This is a genomic window from Mesorhizobium sp. dw_380, assembly GCF_018588885.1.
GTDB lineage: Bacteria > Pseudomonadota > Alphaproteobacteria > Rhizobiales > Rhizobiaceae > Mesorhizobium.
On the sequence record NZ_JAFFIW010000025.1, the window covers coordinates 66,982 to 83,785 of the forward strand.

Genomic DNA, 16,804 nt, shown 5'->3' on the forward strand with positions numbered 1-16,804 from the left:
AACGACTTAGAACTTCATACCGACGCCGAAGGTGACGCGGTTGTCGGTGGCCTTGACCTTGCCGATGCCACCACCGAAGTCCTTGCTGCCGAAGTCGGTGTAACGGTACTCGACACGGCCGAAGACATTGTCGGTCAGCTTGATGTCGGTGCCGAGACCGGCCGTCCAGCCGATCATCGTAGCGGTGTCGCTGCTGAGAAGGACGCTGTCCTCCACCTTCAGGCTCCTGCCGGCAAGACCGCCGGTGCCATAGAGCAGGATTTCCGGGGTCACGGCATAGCCGAGACGAGCACGCAGCGAGCCTTCGAAGCCGCCTTTGGAGTGGATGCCGTTGTCGTCGCCCTTGACGCCGTCGTAGCCGAGTTCGGCTTCACCGCCGTAGACGAAGTTCTCCTGCTGCCACTGGTAGCCGCCGAAGACACTGCCGACGAAACCCTTGGTATCGGTCGAAACGCCGAAATCCTTTTCCTTGGTACGGCCGCTGAAGCCATAGCCAACATTGATACCGGCATAGGGGCCGGCCCAGGATGCGACGGGCAGTTCGGCAACCGGAGCGGGTGCCGGCGGCTCTTCCTGGACCACGTCCGCGGCATAAGCGGTACCGCCGAGGGCGAAGAGCCCGAGCGCAACGGCCAGCGGCCGTGCGAATTTGAGATTGGCTTGCATTATTCTTTACTCCTTAAGCCACAGGACACAGGCTTGTTTCTCACGATCGCCATCAACCCGTCCGGGGGGTGAAACGGATCTGGCGTTCGTCGGTTCCAAATGTCGTGTCAAAATACGGCTGAACCGAACCTGAACTTGGGTCATTACCCGGCACGAATGAGGCAGAAACTTGACGTTGCATCTTCGCAACAGCGAAATGTCAGCAACAACTCCGTGCTGCGCTGCACACCGCTTGGTGCAAGGAGTCCAGCATCCTATATTGCGATCCAGCGGTTCCGAGTCCAAGACGGGTTGGTTACCGAACCGGGCGCTTCGCCACAATGTTGCCGCAGGTGCGAACGCCGTTTAACGCATGCCGGGCCATATTTCGTCGGCATCCTGTTTTCGGACCGAAATTGAGGATTGACAGAAGATGAGCAAAGCCACTGCCGCGGCGCTGGTGACCGGCGGGGCGAAACGGATCGGCAAAGCGATCGTTGAAGATCTCGCCGGCCATGGTTTTGCAGTCGCCATCCACTCCAATCGCTCGCACGATGAGGCGGATGAATTGGCCGCGGGGATTAACCAGTCTGGCGGTCGCGCCGCCGTGGTTGGAGCTGATTTGACCGACATGGACGCCGTCAGCGATCTCGTCGGCCAGGCGGAAGCCGCGCTCGGGCCAATCTCGCTTCTGGTCAACAACGCTTCTCTCTTCGTCGATGATTCGGTTGATGATTTCGACTGGCAGGCCTGGGACCGCCACTTTGCCATTCACGTGAAAGCTCCGGCACTATTGACGCAGAACTTTGCCCGCTCGCTGCCGGAAGGGCAGGAGGGGCTGATCGTCAACATCATCGACCAGCGTGTCTGGCGGCCGACACCGCGCTATTTTTCCTATGCGCTGTCGAAGTCGGCATTGTGGACCCAGACTCAGATGTTGGCGCAGGCGCTCGGCCCGCGCATTCGGGTCAACGCGATCGGTCCGGGCCCGACACTGAAGAACATGCGCCAGGATGATTCCGATTTCGATGCGCAGGTGGCGGGCCTGATCCTGAAGCATGGCCCGGAATTGCCGGAATTCGGCGCCACCATCCGCTATCTCTGGGATGCGCGCTCGGTCACCGGCCAGATGATCGCGCTCGATGGCGGCCAGCATCTTGCATGGCAGACGCCCGATGTGACAGGCATGACGGAATGAGTCCTTTGGATCACAAAAACAAGGCGCGCGGCGGCGCCGATGATCTTCCTCCCGAGATCGACATCGAGGACGAGGCGCTCGAGGAGATCGTCGAACCGGCCGGCCCGGACGTCGCCTTCACGGCCATCGACTGGACGCCGCATGCCGGCGATGCCGAAGGCATGGTCGGCGCCGAGGTGATCCAGACGCTGGTCAAGCGGCTGCCCAATGCGCCTGGCGTCTACCGGATGATGAACGCCGCCGGCGACGTGCTCTATGTCGGCAAGGCCCGCAGCCTGAAGAAGCGCGTCACCAACTACGCGCAAGGCAGGTTCCACACCGCCCGCATCGGCCGAATGGTGCGCGAGACGTCGACTATGGAGTTCGTCGTCACCCGCACCGAGATCGAAGCGCTGCTGCTCGAAGCCAATCTCATCAAGCGCTTGCGGCCGCGGTTCAATGTGCTGATGCGGGACGACAAGTCGTTCCCGTACATTCTGCTGACTGGCGACCATGTCTCGCCCGGCATCTACAAGCATCGCGGCGCGCGGTCGCGCAAAGGCGATTATTTCGGCCCCTTTGCCTCGGCCGGCGCCGTCGGCCGCACCATCAATTCGCTGCAGCGCGCCTTCCTGCTGCGCAGCTGCACAAACTCCTTCTACGAGAACCGCACGCGGCCGTGCCTGCTCTACCAGATCAAGCGCTGCGCCGGCCCCTGCACCGGCGAAATCTCGCATGAGGGCTATGCCGAGCTGGTCGCCGAAGCGAAGGATTTTCTGTCGGGCCGCAGCCAGAAGGTGAAGACCGAGATCTCGGCCGCCATGCAGCAGGCCTCGCAGGATCTCGATTTCGAGCGCGCCGCCATCTATCGCGACCGGCTGGCGGCCCTGTCGCATGTGCAGAGCCACCAGGGCATCAACCCCGCGACCGTCGACGAGGCCGATGTCTTTGCCATCCATCAGGAAGGCGGCCAGGTTTGCATCCAGGTGTTCTTCTTCCGCACGGGCCAGAACTGGGGCAACCGCGCCTATTTCCCCAAAGCCGATCCCGCCCTGGAGGCGGCCGAGGTACTGGGCTCGTTCCTGGCGCAGTTCTATGACGACAAGCCGACGCCGCGCGCTATCCTCCTGTCGCATGGCGTGGAGGACCAGGAGTTGCTGGCCGAGGCGCTCTCCACCCGCGCCGGCCGCAAGGTGGCGATCTCGGTGCCGCAGCGCGGCGAGAAGAAGGACTTGACCGACAACGCCCTTCAGAACGCCCGGGAGGCGCTTGGCCGCCGGCTGGCCGAAACCTCGACGCAAGGCCGGTTGCTTGCCGGTTTCGCCGAGACCTTCGGTCTGGCAAAGCCGCCGGTGCGCATCGAAGTTTACGACAACTCGCACATCATGGGCACCAATGCGGTTGGCGCCATGGTCGTCGCGGGACCGGAAGGTTTTGTGAAAAACCAGTATAGAAAATTCAATATCCGCTCGACCGAGATCACGCCGGGAGACGATTTCGGCATGATGCGCGAGGTGATGGAGCGGCGCTTTTCGCGGCTGCTCAAGGAGCATGGCGATATTGCCATGCCCGACGATGCGGCGGCAGGCGAGGCGACCGATGATATCGAGGATGATATTTCTGGCAGCTTCCCGGCCTGGCCCGACGTCATCCTGATCGATGGCGGCCAGGGCCAGATGACGGCGGTGCGCAAGATCCTCTCGGATCTCGGCATCGAGGACCGCGTCGTGGCCATCGGCATCGCCAAGGGCCAGGACCGCGATGCCGGCCGCGAGCGCTTTTTCGTCAAGGGCAGGGACTCGTTTTCGCTGCCCGTGCGCGACCCCGTGCTCTATTTCGTCCAGCGCCTGCGCGACGAGGTCCACCGCTTCGCCATCGGTTCGCACCGGGCCCGCCGCAAGAAGGAAATGGTCAAGAGCCCGCTCGATGAGATCGCCGGCATCGGCCCCGGCCGCAAGCGTGCGCTGCTGCTGCATTTCGGCACCGCCAAGGCGGTCAGCCGCGCCGCCATCGAGGATTTGAGGAAAGTCGACGGCATTTCCGAACAGGTGGCGAAACTGGTCTACAATCATTTCCACGAAAGTTGAAAAATCCGGCAGTTTCGGCTGGTCAGTCGAATCTGGCCTGTTGACCCCCTACATTTGCATCTGATTTGAGTACGCAGGCGAAAAGAGTTCCCCCAGACATGGCCCAGCGCGCATTCAACCTGCCTAATATGCTCACCTACGCCCGCATTATCGCGGTGCCGCTGGTCGTGCTGTGCTTTTTTCTCGAAGGACACCTGAAGTCGAGCGACTTCGCCCGCTGGTCTGCGCTGGTCATTTTCCTGCTGGCGTCCATCACCGATTACTTCGATGGCTATTTTGCGCGCGCCTGGCAGCAGACGTCCAACATCGGCAAGATGCTCGATCCGATCGCCGACAAGCTGCTGGTCGCCACTTGCCTTCTGCTGCTGGCGGCCGACACCGATCGCCATGCCGGCATCGCCGGCTGGTCGCTGTGGGCGGCCATCATCATCCTGTGCCGCGAGATTCTGGTTTCGGGCCTGCGCGAATATCTGGCGGCGCTCAAGGTCTCGGTGCCGGTGACGCAGCTTGCCAAGTGGAAGACCACCATCCAGATGGTCGCGATCGCCTTCCTGCTGGCGGGGCCGGCCGGCGACAAGATCTTCCCGCTGACCACCCAGACCGGCCTGGTGCTGCTGTGGGTCGCAGCACTCGTGACGCTCTACACCGGCTACGACTATTTCCGCGCCGGCCTCAAACACATCATGGACGAGTGAGATGACGACCCGCCTGATCTATTTTGCCTGGGTTCGCGAACGGATCGGCATGCCTGAAGAGGATGTCGAATTGCCCGCTGGCATCGACACCGTCGCCGATCTCTTGCGCTGGCTGCAATCGCGTGGCGAGGGCTACGAGCACGCGCTGCAATATCCCGACGTGATCCGCGTTGCCATCAACCAGGAACATGTCGACCACCGCGAGAAGATTTCGGGAGCGCGCGAGATTGCACTGTTCCCGCCGATGACCGGGGGCTGAGGCTCATGTCGGCCGTCCTGGTGCCGACCGTGCGCATCCAGCGCCAGGATTTCGACGTTGCCGCCGAGATTGCCGGCCTGACGCAAGGCCGCGCCGACATTGGTGCGGTGGTCACCTTCTCCGGCCTCTGCCGCGATGAGCAGGGCGCGCTCTCGGCACTTGAACTCGAACATTATCCCGGCATGGCGGAGGCCGAGATCGGCCGCATCGCCACTGAGGCGGTTCAGCGCTGGCCGCTGCAAGGCCTCACCGTCATTCACCGCCATGGCAAGGTTCGACCTGGCGAGAACATCGTGCTGGTGGTAGCCGCCTCGGCGCATCGCCAGGCGGCGTTCGAGGCGGCGAACTTCCTCATGGACTATTTGAAGTCGCGTGCACCTTTCTGGAAGAAGGAGCATCGCACCGACGGTTCAGAGGGTGGCTGGGTCGAGGCCAAGGAAGCCGACGCCCAGGCGGCCGGACGCTGGAAGTCGCCGTCCGAATAAATCTCCGCAGCCATGCATTGACCGCAATCCTTTGGCCAATTGAGCGCGGTTGGTCAGACTGGGCTTTGCAACCTGGGGTCATTGGCAGCCTGGGCATTGGCAGCCCGGGGCAAGGGAGATGATCATGCTGGACAGGCTCGCGGAGTTCTTCGTCTTCGGTTTCGTGCCTCTGGTCGTCGGCATCCTTGCGGTGCCGGAATCGTCCGTGGCCGCCGAACAGGCGGTGAGGGGCGAGGTGATCTATCGCGAGCGCATCGCCCTGCCGCCCAGCGCCGTGCTTTCTGTTCAGCTTGCCGATGTCTCGCTGTCCGATGCGCCGGCCAGGATCATCGGCGAGCAGACTGTCAAGCCGGCCGGCCAGGTGCCGATCAGTTTCGAGATCAAATTCGATCGGTCCGTGATCCGGTCGCGGATGACTTATGCGCTGCAGGCTCGCATCGCTGTCGACGGCAGGCTGATGTTCATCTCCGATGTGCGCCATCAACTCGACCCGCTGACCGACGCGCCGCAGACCATTGTTCTGAAGATGGTCCCGCCAGGTACCGAGCCGACGGCTTCCGTCTTTGGCCAGATCTGGGTGGTCGACTATGTCGACGGCATGGGCGCCATCACCGCACCGCAGGCGACGTTCACGGTCAGCGAGGCTGGCAAGGCCGGCGGCAGCGGCCCCTGCAACACCTATTTCGCCACAGCCAAGGTCGATGGCCATGCGATCGCGATCAGCGATATCGGCTCGACCTACAAGGCCTGCGCGCCCGAGGTGATGGCCGAGGAAAAGGCGCTGTTCGATGCGTTGGCCAAGGCAGCGTCATACAAGGTCGACGCCGGCAAGCTCACCATATCAGACAAGGACGGCCGCGAGATCCTGCGCTTCAGCGCCGCGAGTTGAACTCTCACTCCGCCGGCTCGAACACCGCCCCATAATGATAGGGCGGCACCTCGACCAATTCGGCAAACCTGAGGCCGCCCGCTTCGGCATCGGCGATGGTCTGTTCGGGCGACAGCCTGAGTTCGGTTCGCGGTCCGCGCGGTTCGCCCAGCACCATTGTTTTCTCTCGCGGCTGCTGGTGCCAGTTGACGACGGCAAAGCGTCCGCCGGGGGCAAGCGCCTCGCGCACGGCACGCGCCAGCCGCGGCCGGTCGGGCACGCCGTGGAAGGCGTTAGCCATGAAGACGAAGTCGACAGGCCGGGATATCAGGCTGGCGAGTTCATAGGCATTGCCCGCCACGAGATCGAAATTCTTCATGCCGCTTTCGGTCAGCCGGCCGCGCGTGACATCGAGCAGCTCCGCATCGATATCGATGGCGACGACATGCCTGGCCAATCTGGCGATCGGCAGCGTGAACCAGCCGTCACCGCAGCAGAGATCGATCACCTCCATGCCCGGCTTGATGCCTGTTGCCGAAAGCACGGCGGCGGGGTCGGGCCACAGCGCCTCCCACCAGCCGCTATCGGGCATCTCGGTGCCCTGGAAGAAACCTGGAATGCTACTGGTCATGCAGAGGTCGGCTCCATTGTCGGCATGTATGGCTCAAATCGTAAGGCTCTGCTACGAGGTCGGCGCCATCGGCTGCTATGTCAATGCTGCGGTCTCCTTGACCATGGCCTTGCCGATCTCGATGGCCTGGTCCTCGGCCGGAAACAGCATGTCGAGGGCAAGTTCCGCCAGCGTCACGTCATTGGGTGTGCCGGACGAGGAGGGGCGCCAGCGAGAACGACGTCTTTGTCAGGTTGTTCAATCTTGCCTTTGCCTGTAAGAAAATCGTTCTTGTCGTTTTGGGGGAACGATGACACCAAGTCCATTCTTGCTTCAACTAGCGATACTACTGTTGCCGGGCGTGATCTGGGCGCACATGGATTCGCAGTATGCAGCTCGAAGCAAACCGTCTCAGGTCGAATTTATTGTCCGCTCACTTCTATTTGGGTTGGCGAGCTATGCGGTCACCTACGGCATATTTATCGAACTGGGATGGCAATTCGAGTTTGTCGACCTCGAAAAGGTCGCTGATGCAAGCGTTTTGACTCAACAGATAGTCAAGCAAATCGGATGGGCGACATTCGTCGGGTTTTTGCTCTCCGTTGGTTGGCTTTACGGATCGCGCTATAAGCTACTTACCCGATTTCTCCAGCGGATCAGAGCAACAAATGCATTCGGTGATGAAGACGTTTGGGATTTTACGCTAAACTCGCGCGACGCGGCATCCGAGTATGTCAATTTTCGCGACCTCGACAACCAATTGGTCTACTCTGGCTACGTCGGAGCATTTTCTGAGAGCGGGAAAATGCGTGAGATGGTACTCACCGAAGTGGAGGTTTTCAATTTCGAGGGGCAGAAGCTGTTTGAGATTCCCCGTGTCTATCTTGCGCAGAAGGCGGATAACATCCACATGGAGTTTCCGTATGTTCCTGAAGAGCCATTCCCAAGGAAGCCAAAATGAGCAAATCCTATACGGGCGGCCACGTTAAACCCCTGAATGAGGGCTATGATCGGAAAGGCGGGCAGAACGCCACTACCAGCATCAGAGATCGGCCTCCGCCACCTCCGCCCATGAAGCCATCTAACCCAACCCCTAACCGCCCCGCTCCACCGAAGGACGGTTCACGACGCGGGTAGCAATTAGTTCTGTATGAAAACGACCTACAGCACTCACTACCTGCCGGCCAAAGCATCATGAAAAGGCCGGCAAAACGCCGGCCTTTTCATGAAAGGTGACGGGTGTCGGCTCAGCCGACGATCTCGGTGTCCGAGAACCAGTACTTGATCTCCTGCGCCGCGGTGTCCGGCGCGTCGGAGCCGTGCACCGAGTTCTCGCCGATCGACAGCGCATGCACCTTGCGGATAGTGCCTTCGGCGGCATTGGCCGGATTGGTGGCGCCCATTACTTCGCGGTTCTTGGCAATGGCGTTCTCGCCTTCCAGCACCTGGACGATCGTCGGTGCCGACGACATGAACTCGACCAGTTCGCCGAAGAACGGGCGGTCCTTGTGGACGGCGTAAAAACCTTCCGCCTCACGGCGGCTCATCCACACCCGGCGCGAGGCGATGACGCGCAGACCGGCGTCTTCGAGCATCTTGGTGATGGCGCCGGTGAGGTTGCGCCGCGTTGCGTCCGGCTTGATCATGGAAAAGGTGCGTTCGATCGCCATGGGTCGTCCTTGTCTGAGAAAATGGAATTGAGAGTGGCGGGCTCTATACAAGTCGCTCGGCCCATTGCCAAGGGGTGAGGAACGCTCCGCTAAGCGGACTGAAAGCCCATCGCGTGGCGTTTCCGAGTGTCGAACGACCGGAGCGAGCGCGAAGGGCCGGGACGATGCGCGTTTCTGGGTCAGGCCGGTGCTGGAGAGGCGCGCCGGAGGGTGAGATCAGATGGCTGCACTGCAACGTTTTGCTTGCTATAGTCGCGTGTCGGCGCCGCGCTGAAGTCGGCCCGCATGGAGACATCAGACTATGGCAGACGATCGTCAGGAACGCATTCGCAACCGGGCACATCAGATCTGGCAGGAAGAAGGGCAACCGGCCGGCCAGCATGAGCGCCATTGGCACCAGGCAGCAGCCGACATCGACCGTGAGACGGCAGGCAAGCCAGCGGCGGCCAAGAAGGCATCTGGCGCGGCCAAGGCAAAACCCGCTCCCAAGGAACAAAAAGCCGCCGCTAAAGCCAGCAAGCCGACGACCAGCAAGCCAAAGAAGGCGGCCAAGTAAGGCCAGCCATCCCGCCGCTGATTTTCGCAACGGAGTGCTCAAGCTGCCGCTCGGGCAGGGTTGGCGTTTGCGGCTATCACGCCGCCGCGGCAACCTTTCGTCCCAGCCCGCCATGCAGGTCGAGGCAGCGGGCAAACCATTGCGCCACGACGTCGCTCTCGTCGAGCAGCCGATAGGGCGAGGCGATGCGCGCCCATTGCAAGGCGCCGAAGACGATATAGTCGGCAAACAGCGGCGAGGCCCCGCCGATGAACGGCTGATAGCTCAGCATCGAGCGCAGCGGCTCAAGCGAAGCCCGAAATGCCGCCAACCCGGCGTCGCGGGCCGCGACGACGTCTTCCAACTGCTTGCCGAAGCGCTGCTCCCGGCTATGCCGGAAATACACGGCGTTCTCCTCGTCCTGCATGGCATGGAGGTCGATGATCGCCGCGGTGGTGACATAGGGGTGGATGATCAATTGCGACCAACGCTCGATGAATCGCGCCATCGCCTTGCCCCCGTCACCGCCAAACAGCGTCGCCCGATCCGGGTAGGCGTCGTCGAGATAGAGCGCGATGGCAAAGGAATCGATGACGACCTTGTCGCCGTCGCGGATCACCGGAACGGTTTTCGAAGCACCGCCCTCGATGGTGGGCACCTCGAGGAAACGCGTCGGCGCGGTCGATATATCGAGCCCCTTGTGGGCCAGCGCCATCGTTGCCTTCCAGCAATGCGGACTGAACGGACGGCTTTCGTCACGCCCGACGAGATCATAAAGCAGAATGGTCATTGGCGCGGGTCCCTTTGCGGTCTAGGTATCGCTCCCGACGCTCGAAGCGGGCGCGGCGAGAGAAAAGATGAAACAGCACTTCATGATGTTTGCGGCCTACAATCAATGGGCCAATGGCCGCATCTACGATGCCGCCGCCGATCTCGACGAAGAGGAATTCAATCGCGATGTCGGCGCCTTTTTCGGCTCGCTGATGGGAACGCTCAACCACCTGCTCGCCGCCGATCGCATCTGGATGAAGCGCTTCACCGGCGAGGGCGAAGCGCCGACGGCGCTGGACGCCATATTGTATCGGGCCTTGTCCAATCTGAGGACGGCGCGAGAGGCGGAGGACCGGCGGATCGTCGACTGGCTCGGCGGCTTGAGCGACAAGGCACTGTCGGGCCGCTTCACCTATATGACCCTGTCGGACATGCGCACCGTCTCGCAGCGTCTGGCCCCCGCGCTGGCTCACGTCTTCAACCACCAGACCCATCACCGCGGCCAGGCACATATGATCCTGACGGTTCTGGGCCGCCCATCCGTGCCGCTCGATCTGGCGCATTTCCAGCGCACCGAGGAGGGCAGGGCTTTCGCCTGATTCCGGATCGTTTTGTTCTGGATTCGAGGGTGAGTGGCCCGCGCAGGCTATCGTCGCATTTTCTGCTGCAGCATGGCCTTCACGTCAGGCCACTCGGAATCGATGATGCTGAACCGAACGGAATTGCGTTTCCGGCCGTCCGGCATGATCCGCTCGTTGCGAACGATCCCTTCCTGTTTTGCCCCTATGCGCAAAATAGCCGCCCTCGACGCTTCGTTGAGTTCATCGGTGGTGAATTGCACACGAACACACCCCATGACCTCAAATGCATACGTCAGGAGAAGGTATTTAGCCTCGGTATTGACCCCCGATCGCTGGACTGAACCGCTGAGCCATGTGTGTCCAATCTCCAACTTTCTGTTCGTGCGATCGATCTTCCAGAACCGCGTACTGCCGCAAATCGCTCCCGTGCTGCGCAAGACGATTGCATAAGGCATGACAGTCCCGGCATGTCGTCCCGCCAAGGCGCTGGCAATATAGCCATCGACCGTATCTAGCCGAGGGACTACCATAGTCTTCAAGTTCCACAGCTCGCCATCCGCGGCCGCACTCAGAAGTCCCCGCGAATGTTCCGGCTGAAGGGGCGTCAGCTCAATAATTTCGCCGATCAAGGCGCATTGCCCGGATTGGACGTCCATTGAACAATGGTCCTCGATTTTTGGCCGGCGGTCATCGGGAGACAAATAAGGGCCGCTCCGAACTTCAGACAGGTTCAGAAACCAAGCTGCTGATTTCGTTGTCCAATTGTCCCTGCGTCAAAGCCGCCTCCGCCATGACCCACTGTTTGAACAGCAGCACCTTGCGTGCGGCAAGGCTCTTGTGGGGGGAGACGAAATACCATCCGGCATTATTCGGATGGTGGACGGCGAAGGGAGCGACCAGCCTCTCGGCGCGGATATCACTGGCCATATAGGCTCGGTTGGCGACGGCGAAACCCATTCCGGCGTTGGCCGCTTCGTAGGACATCATGCACGAGTCGAAATAGATGCTTTTGGTCTCGCTGAGCACGAAGCTGGCGCCGGCGAAACCAAGCCAGGATTGCCAGTTCTGGGTGCAGGTGTCGGAATGCAGTAGCGTGAAGTGCTTGAGGTCGTCCGGTATGACCCTGGACAGCGGCCTGTCGCCGAGAACCTCATGAAACAGCTTGCGGCTGCACACCGGCGTCAGGTCTTCCCGAAACAGCAGATCCGACGGCAGCCCGTGGAAATGGCCGTCGCCATAGCGGATTTCGAGATCGAACTCGGACGTCGTGAATTCATGCGTCGCGTATGAGGTCGAAACCCGCATCACGATATCGGGATGTTGCCGCTGGAACAGCGGCAGGCGCGGAAACAGCCAGCGCGCGGCAAAGGTCGGCAGCACGGATATCTTCAGCACGTGCTCCTGCGATTGCCCGGTCGCTTCCATGCTGGCGGCGACGATCCGCTCCAGCGCCTCACGAACGCGCGAGACATAGGTCTCGCCCTCCGGCGTCAGCGACACCGCGTTGCCGCCGCGCTGGAAAATCTTGAAACGCAGCTGATCCTCCAGGCTCTTGACGCGCTGGCTGACGGCTGAAGCGGTGATGAACTGCTCTTCGCCGGCTCGCGTGAAATTCCCGTGCCTCGCAGCACTCTCCACGATTTTCAGCGAATTGAGGTTGACCTGACTGAGCAGACGCACGGGTTTCGACCTTAAGCTGGGCTTACGGTAGCACTAGCATTCCTAATTTTACAGGGGGTGCTAATTTAATCGACTGTTAACCAAGTGTTTGCCCCCCACTTGGAGAAGTACAATGAACGCACATACCATACCCGAACTGCGCTATGCGATGAGCCGCGAGGCCATTATCGGGCACGAAACCGCCTGGAAAGTGTCGAGTTTCGGCGTCGCGCAGTATCTGCACGGCTATGACCCGGCACTGCTTGCCGCGATCGAGGAAGCCGCCCTGAAGCTCAAGGCCAGCCATGCCGTGCACAAGCACCTCGATCTGACCTTCATCACCGGCGCCGACCGTTTCATCCCGGAAATCAAGGAGTTGCTGCATGACAAGCTGCGCCTGGAGCGGCTTTCCGACATGATGGGCACGAAGCTTGAGCCCTATCCGCTGTCGATCGTCGGCTCGACGGTGACCTTCATGAACCCCAGGGACGGTGCCGTGGATTGGCATTGCGACGGCGTACCGGTCACCGAACTCATTCCATTGTCGATCAGCAATCCGCTGGTCGGCGGCCATCTCGAAATCTATTGCGACGACTCCGAGACCGGCCGCGCCATCCTTGAATCCGGACGCGAAATCCCGCGCAACCGCGTCATGCGCATCGATCACAAAATGAACTACGCGACGCTCGGCCAGTTCCTTGGCGTCCTGCATCGCACGGCGCCGATCCGGTTTGGCGAGCGCGTCACCCTCGTGCTCAACCAGCGCTCGGTGGCCAAGCCCTATGTCGACGACAACCGCATGTTCTATCTTGCCGCCGACAACGATCACGACCGCGAATGGGTCAACGAACTGGCCGAAGACGTCTGGAGCAACCAGTTGCCCGCCTATCGCCGGTTCGAGGCGGAGCACCCGACGCCGGCCGCCGTTGAAGCACCGGTTGCGGGCGGAGCGAGGGACACATGGTAGCGGCCTTTGATGCCGAAAAGTGGCAACCGGTTTTCGGACAAGATCATGGGCAAACACAGAGATAGAGCCCCTGGCCGGCTCTTTCGGCATGGATCGGGCTCGATATCCGCGCTGGTCTTCGCAGCCGGCGCGGTGGCTTTGTGGTCGACCAATGCGCTGGTCGGCAAGTCCCTCTTGGCGAACCATCCGGTGTCGCAGGTGCAGTTCCTGCAATGTGCAGGCGCCGCACTGGTCTTCGCCTTTGTTCGGTTCATGAGCCGGGAAAAGGCCGCGCCGGTCGCCGGGGCCGCACTGGCACCGCTCGCGGTCGGCTTTGTCGGTCTGGTCGGCACCATGGTGCTGCAATATATTGCGTTCGCCTCGATGCCGGTGATCGAAGCCAATCTCGTGGCCTACACCTGGCCTTTGATGGTTGCCGCGGCCGTGATCGCCTTCGAAAATCCCCGGCGTCCGGCCGTGCTCGGCCTTGCCGCGGCTCTTGGCTTCGTCGGCGTCGCGCTGGTGATTTCGGGAGGGCGCGACCGCACTTGGTTCCAGGGCGATCTCGCCGGCTATTTCGCCGCATTCGGGTCCGCGCTTTGCATGGCTTTCTATTCGGTGATGGTGGGACGGCTCGCCACTTCGCCCGACCGCCTGCTGTTGCCGTCATCGCTGATCGGTGTCGCCTTGACGCTCGTATGGTCCGCTCGCGAAGGCGTCGCCTGGCCCACCGGCGTGGATCTGGCCCTCGGGCTCTATCTCGGCGCCGGCCCAATGGGCCTGGGTTATTACTTCTGGTCGCGCGCCCTGAAGCTCGAAGGCAGCGGCAGGGTCGCTATCGTCGCTTATCTCACGCCGATCGCATCGACGTTGCTGCTGACGCTGTCCGGCGAAGGGTTGACGGCGACCGCCATTGCCGGAGCCGTCCTCGTCATCGGCAGTTGTGTCGCGGTCGGCCTGGAACGTTCGGAGGCGCAAGATTATGTTTGACGAAAATGAACGTCTCGCCAGGCAGGAAGCACATTGGCTGATCAAGGAATTTGGCGCCGAGGCACCGCTTTACGCGGCGATGAAGGCCGAAAAGGCGATCGAGCAGAAGGATTTCGGGCGTTGTGCCCGCTGGAAACGTATTCTTGAGATATTGGCCGATGGCAGGACAACCAAGTCTGCCGCTTCGAAGTATTAGATTTTCTAATTTGCGCGACGTCGATTTCCCATAAAAATAGTTGACGTCAAGTCTTGATTCGTTTTGCGACTTGGCGGTCCGTTGGGGGACGCGGTTAAAGAGATACATCGACAAAAGTCTTCGCTGGGGTGGACGACTTCGTCGCAGATAGGGTGAAAGAATTGTCAAATATCGAGGATAAGACCGTTATCGAGCTCACCGCCGATATTGTCTCTGCCTATGTTGGCAACAATCCGCTTCCGGTTTCCGGCCTGCCTGACCTGATTGCCAGTGTCAGCGCTTCTGTTCGAAAGCTGGCTGGCGCGGCTGTCGCTGAAAGCCCGAGCCTGGTTCCTGCCGTAAATCCGAAAAAGTCGGTGTTTCCCGACTATATCGTCTGCCTGGATGATGGAAAGAAGTTCAAATCGCTCAAGCGACATCTCAGGACAGACTACGGTTTGAGCCCGGATGACTATCGGGCTAAATGGGGTCTACCGCCGGACTACCCGATGGTCGCTCCGAATTACTCGGCGACCCGGTCGGCGCTGGCGAAGTCGACAGGGCTTGGGCGCAAGCCGGCGGCACCGGCCACCGTGGCCAAGGCGACAAAGCGCGGCAAGGCCACTGTCTGAGGCCTGTTGGCCGGTATGGCAAGCCACTGATCGGCTGCTGTGACCGCACGGTTGCGGCTGCCGTTTCCAGACCTTGTGCGGCCAACCGGCCCGCAAGGTCTTGCGAAGCGTTGATGTCCGGTGCAAAAGCGCGGCCATGCTTATCATCAACGACCTTTCGCTCCGCATGGCCGGACGCCTGCTTCTCGATCATGCCTCGCTGACCTTGCCGGCCGGCACCAAGGCCGGCCTTGTCGGCCGCAACGGCACCGGCAAGACGACGCTGTTCAAGGCCATTACCAGTGACCTCGCCTCCGAGACCGGCTCGATCAGCCTGCCCAAGAGCACGCGCATCGGCCAGGTGGCGCAGGAAGCGCCCGGCACCGAGGACCCGCTGATCGAGATCGTGCTCAAGGCCGATCTCGAACGCACGGCGCTCCTCGAAGAGGAAAAGACCGCAACCGATCCGCACCGCATCGCCGACATCCACATGCGGCTGGCCGACATCGACGCGCATTCGGCCGAGTCCCGCGCGGCGACCATCCTGGCCGGCCTCGGCTTTGATGACGCGGCGCAGCGCCGTCCCGCCTCGTCCTTCTCCGGTGGCTGGCGCATGCGCGTGGCGTTGGCCGCCGTGCTGTTTTCCGAGCCGGATCTCCTGCTGCTCGACGAACCGACCAACTATCTCGATCTCGAAGGCACGCTGTGGCTGGAAAATTATGTGTCGAAGTACCCGCACACGGTGCTTCTGATTTCGCACGATCGCGACCTGCTCAACCGCGCCGTCAACTCGATCGTCCATCTCGACCAGAAGAAGCTGACCTTCTGGCGCGGCGGCTACGACCAGTTCGAGCGCCAGTATACCGAGCAGAAGGAATTGCAGGAGAAGGGCCGCGTCAAGCAGGAAGCCGCCCGCAAGCATATGGAGTCCTTCGTCGAGCGTTTCCGCGCCAAGGCTTCCAAGGCAAGGCAAGCGCAGTCGCGCATCAAGGCGCTGGAGAAGATGAAGCCGATCGCGGCGATCGTGAATGATTCGGTGCGGCCGTTCTCCTTCCCCGAGCCGGTGAAGACGGTGGCGTCCCCGATCGTGGCGCTGAACAACGTCAATGTCGGCTATACCGAGGGCCAGCCGATCCTGAAGAAGATGACGCTGCGCATCGACGCCGACGACCGCATCGCGCTGCTCGGCGCCAACGGCAACGGCAAGTCGACCTTCGCCAAATTGCTGTCCGGCCGGCTCAGGCAGGAGACCGGAACGATGACGGTGGCGCCTGGCCTCAAGGTGGCGATATTCGCCCAGCATCAGCTTGATGATCTCCGGCCGGAGGAAAACGCCTACGAGCATGTCCGCCGGCTGATGCCGGAGGCGCCGGAATCGAAGGTGCGCGGCCGCGTCGCGCAGTTCGGCCTCTCCACCGAGAAGATGAATACGCCCGCCAAGGACCTTTCCGGCGGCGAGAAGGCGCGCCTTCTGATGGGCCTGTCCGCCTTCGAGGGGCCGAACCTGTTCATCCTTGACGAGCCGACCAACCACCTCGACATCGACAGCCGCGAATCGCTGATCCATGCGCTCAACGAATTTCCCGGCGCCGTCATCCTGATCTCGCACGACCGCCATCTGCTGGAGGCGACCGCCGACCGGCTGTGGCTGGTCAAGGACGGCGCGGTCAATCCGTACGATGGCGATCTGGAGGACTATAAGACGCTGGTTACCGGCGTGTCCGGCGACCGCCGCGGCAAGCGCGAGGCGGACAAGGCGTCAAAAGCCGACCGCCGCCGTGACGCGGCCGCACGCCGCGCTGCCTTCGAGCCGCTGGCCAAGGAGATCCGCGCCACCGAAGCGCTGATGGACCGCATCCGCAAGCGCATCGACGGCATCGAGGATGAACTGGCCAACCCGGCGGTCTATGAAAAGGATCCATCGACGGCAACGCGGCTGGCCAAGGAACGCTCGCAGCTCGCCCAGACGCTGGCCGGCCACGAGGAAAAATGGCTGACCATGTCGACCGAATATGAGGAAGGCACGGCGGAGTAACTACC

The 16,804-nt window shown here is 61.6% G+C and carries 20 protein-coding genes; 14 read left to right on the top strand and 6 right to left on the bottom strand.

Annotation, left to right across the window (positions count from 1 at the left end):
- Positions 1-6 precede the first annotated feature (6 nt).
- Positions 7-666 (bottom strand): outer membrane protein, encoded by a 660-nt coding sequence (locus JT360_RS22270; RefSeq protein WP_214474096.1) that lies wholly within the window; start codon positions 664-666, stop codon positions 7-9.
- Between the two features lie 412 nt (positions 667-1,078).
- Between JT360_RS22270 and JT360_RS22275 the strand changes: the two genes are divergently transcribed.
- The 6 genes from JT360_RS22275 to JT360_RS22300 all read left to right on the top strand — a co-directional run bounded on the left by JT360_RS22275 (position 1,079) and on the right by JT360_RS22300 (position 6,237).
- Positions 1,079-1,843 (top strand): SDR family oxidoreductase, encoded by a 765-nt coding sequence (locus tag JT360_RS22275; protein WP_214474098.1) that lies wholly within the window; start codon positions 1,079-1,081, stop codon positions 1,841-1,843.
- On the top strand, positions 1,840-3,909 hold the full coding sequence (gene uvrC, locus JT360_RS22280; protein WP_214474100.1) for an excinuclease ABC subunit UvrC: 2,070 nt from the start codon (positions 1,840-1,842) through the stop codon (positions 3,907-3,909). The genes JT360_RS22275 and uvrC overlap by 4 nt, the downstream gene beginning before the upstream one ends.
- A 98-nt stretch (positions 3,910-4,007) precedes the next feature.
- Complete coding sequence (pgsA, locus tag JT360_RS22285) at positions 4,008-4,604, top strand: CDP-diacylglycerol--glycerol-3-phosphate 3-phosphatidyltransferase (protein WP_214474102.1); 597 nt, start codon at positions 4,008-4,010, stop codon at positions 4,602-4,604.
- Position 4,605: 1 nt separating this feature from the next.
- Positions 4,606-4,863: a molybdopterin converting factor subunit 1 gene (moaD, locus tag JT360_RS22290; RefSeq protein WP_214474104.1), complete on the top strand. Its 258-nt coding sequence runs from the start codon at positions 4,606-4,608 to the stop codon at positions 4,861-4,863.
- Between the two features lie 5 nt (positions 4,864-4,868).
- A complete protein-coding gene (locus JT360_RS22295) occupies positions 4,869-5,348 on the top strand; it encodes a molybdenum cofactor biosynthesis protein MoaE (RefSeq protein ID WP_214474105.1) in 480 nt (159 codons plus the stop codon).
- A gap of 124 nt (positions 5,349-5,472) precedes the next feature.
- Positions 5,473-6,237, top strand: coding sequence for a YbaY family lipoprotein (locus tag JT360_RS22300; RefSeq protein ID WP_214474106.1), 765 nt, complete (start codon positions 5,473-5,475; stop codon positions 6,235-6,237).
- Between the two features lie 4 nt (positions 6,238-6,241).
- On the opposite strand, the gene JT360_RS22305 is transcribed toward JT360_RS22300, so the two are convergent.
- The gene (locus JT360_RS22305; RefSeq protein ID WP_214474107.1) at positions 6,242-6,847 is read right to left on the bottom strand and encodes a class I SAM-dependent methyltransferase; all 606 of its coding nucleotides are present in this window, start codon (positions 6,845-6,847) and stop codon (positions 6,242-6,244) included.
- A 289-nt stretch (positions 6,848-7,136) separates the two neighbouring features.
- On the opposite strand from JT360_RS22305, the gene JT360_RS22310 reads away from it, so the two are divergent.
- On the top strand, positions 7,137-7,787 hold the full coding sequence (locus tag JT360_RS22310; RefSeq protein WP_284731863.1) for a DUF6338 family protein: 651 nt from the start codon (positions 7,137-7,139) through the stop codon (positions 7,785-7,787).
- Between the two features lie 286 nt (positions 7,788-8,073).
- Here the strand turns inward: JT360_RS22310 and ndk are convergent, their stop codons facing one another.
- Positions 8,074-8,496: a nucleoside-diphosphate kinase gene (ndk, locus tag JT360_RS22315; RefSeq protein ID WP_214474109.1), complete on the bottom strand. Its 423-nt coding sequence runs from the start codon at positions 8,494-8,496 to the stop codon at positions 8,074-8,076.
- A 301-nt stretch (positions 8,497-8,797) separates the two neighbouring features.
- Between ndk and JT360_RS22320 the strand changes: the two genes are divergently transcribed.
- Positions 8,798-9,052, top strand: coding sequence for a DUF2934 domain-containing protein (locus JT360_RS22320; RefSeq protein ID WP_214474110.1), 255 nt, complete (start codon positions 8,798-8,800; stop codon positions 9,050-9,052).
- 76 nt (positions 9,053-9,128) lie between these two features.
- On the opposite strand, the gene JT360_RS22325 is transcribed toward JT360_RS22320, so the two are convergent.
- Positions 9,129-9,821, bottom strand: a complete 693-nt coding sequence (locus JT360_RS22325) for a glutathione S-transferase family protein (protein ID WP_214474111.1) — start codon at positions 9,819-9,821, stop codon at positions 9,129-9,131.
- 67 nt (positions 9,822-9,888) lie between these two features.
- Between JT360_RS22325 and JT360_RS22330 the strand changes: the two genes are divergently transcribed.
- Positions 9,889-10,401: a DinB family protein gene (locus JT360_RS22330; protein ID WP_214474112.1), complete on the top strand. Its 513-nt coding sequence runs from the start codon at positions 9,889-9,891 to the stop codon at positions 10,399-10,401.
- A gap of 47 nt (positions 10,402-10,448) precedes the next feature.
- Here the strand turns inward: JT360_RS22330 and JT360_RS22335 are convergent, their stop codons facing one another.
- Both JT360_RS22335 and JT360_RS22340 read right to left on the bottom strand, forming a co-directional pair.
- Positions 10,449-11,039, bottom strand: coding sequence for a GNAT family N-acetyltransferase (locus JT360_RS22335; protein WP_214474113.1), 591 nt, complete (start codon positions 11,037-11,039; stop codon positions 10,449-10,451).
- Positions 11,040-11,103: 64 nt separating this feature from the next.
- A complete protein-coding gene (locus JT360_RS22340; protein ID WP_214474114.1) occupies positions 11,104-12,063 on the bottom strand; it encodes a LysR substrate-binding domain-containing protein in 960 nt (319 codons plus the stop codon).
- Positions 12,064-12,175: 112 nt separating this feature from the next.
- Here JT360_RS22340 and JT360_RS22345 point away from each other — a divergent pair, with 112 nt between their 5' ends.
- From JT360_RS22345 to JT360_RS22365, 5 genes are all read left to right on the top strand, one after another.
- A complete protein-coding gene (locus JT360_RS22345) occupies positions 12,176-13,009 on the top strand; it encodes a hypothetical protein (protein ID WP_214474115.1) in 834 nt (277 codons plus the stop codon).
- 45 nt (positions 13,010-13,054) lie between these two features.
- The gene (locus JT360_RS22350; RefSeq protein ID WP_214474116.1) at positions 13,055-13,978 is read left to right on the top strand and encodes a DMT family transporter; all 924 of its coding nucleotides are present in this window, start codon (positions 13,055-13,057) and stop codon (positions 13,976-13,978) included.
- The gene (locus JT360_RS22355) at positions 13,971-14,174 is read left to right on the top strand and encodes a hypothetical protein (protein WP_214474117.1); all 204 of its coding nucleotides are present in this window, start codon (positions 13,971-13,973) and stop codon (positions 14,172-14,174) included. Before JT360_RS22350 ends, JT360_RS22355 begins: the two co-directional genes overlap by 8 nt.
- 161 nt (positions 14,175-14,335) lie before the next feature.
- Positions 14,336-14,785, top strand: a complete 450-nt coding sequence (locus JT360_RS22360) for a Ros/MucR family transcriptional regulator (RefSeq protein ID WP_214474125.1) — start codon at positions 14,336-14,338, stop codon at positions 14,783-14,785.
- A 136-nt stretch (positions 14,786-14,921) separates the two neighbouring features.
- Positions 14,922-16,799: an ABC-F family ATP-binding cassette domain-containing protein gene (locus JT360_RS22365; RefSeq protein WP_214474118.1), complete on the top strand. Its 1,878-nt coding sequence runs from the start codon at positions 14,922-14,924 to the stop codon at positions 16,797-16,799.
- Positions 16,800-16,804: the final 5 nt, after the last annotated feature.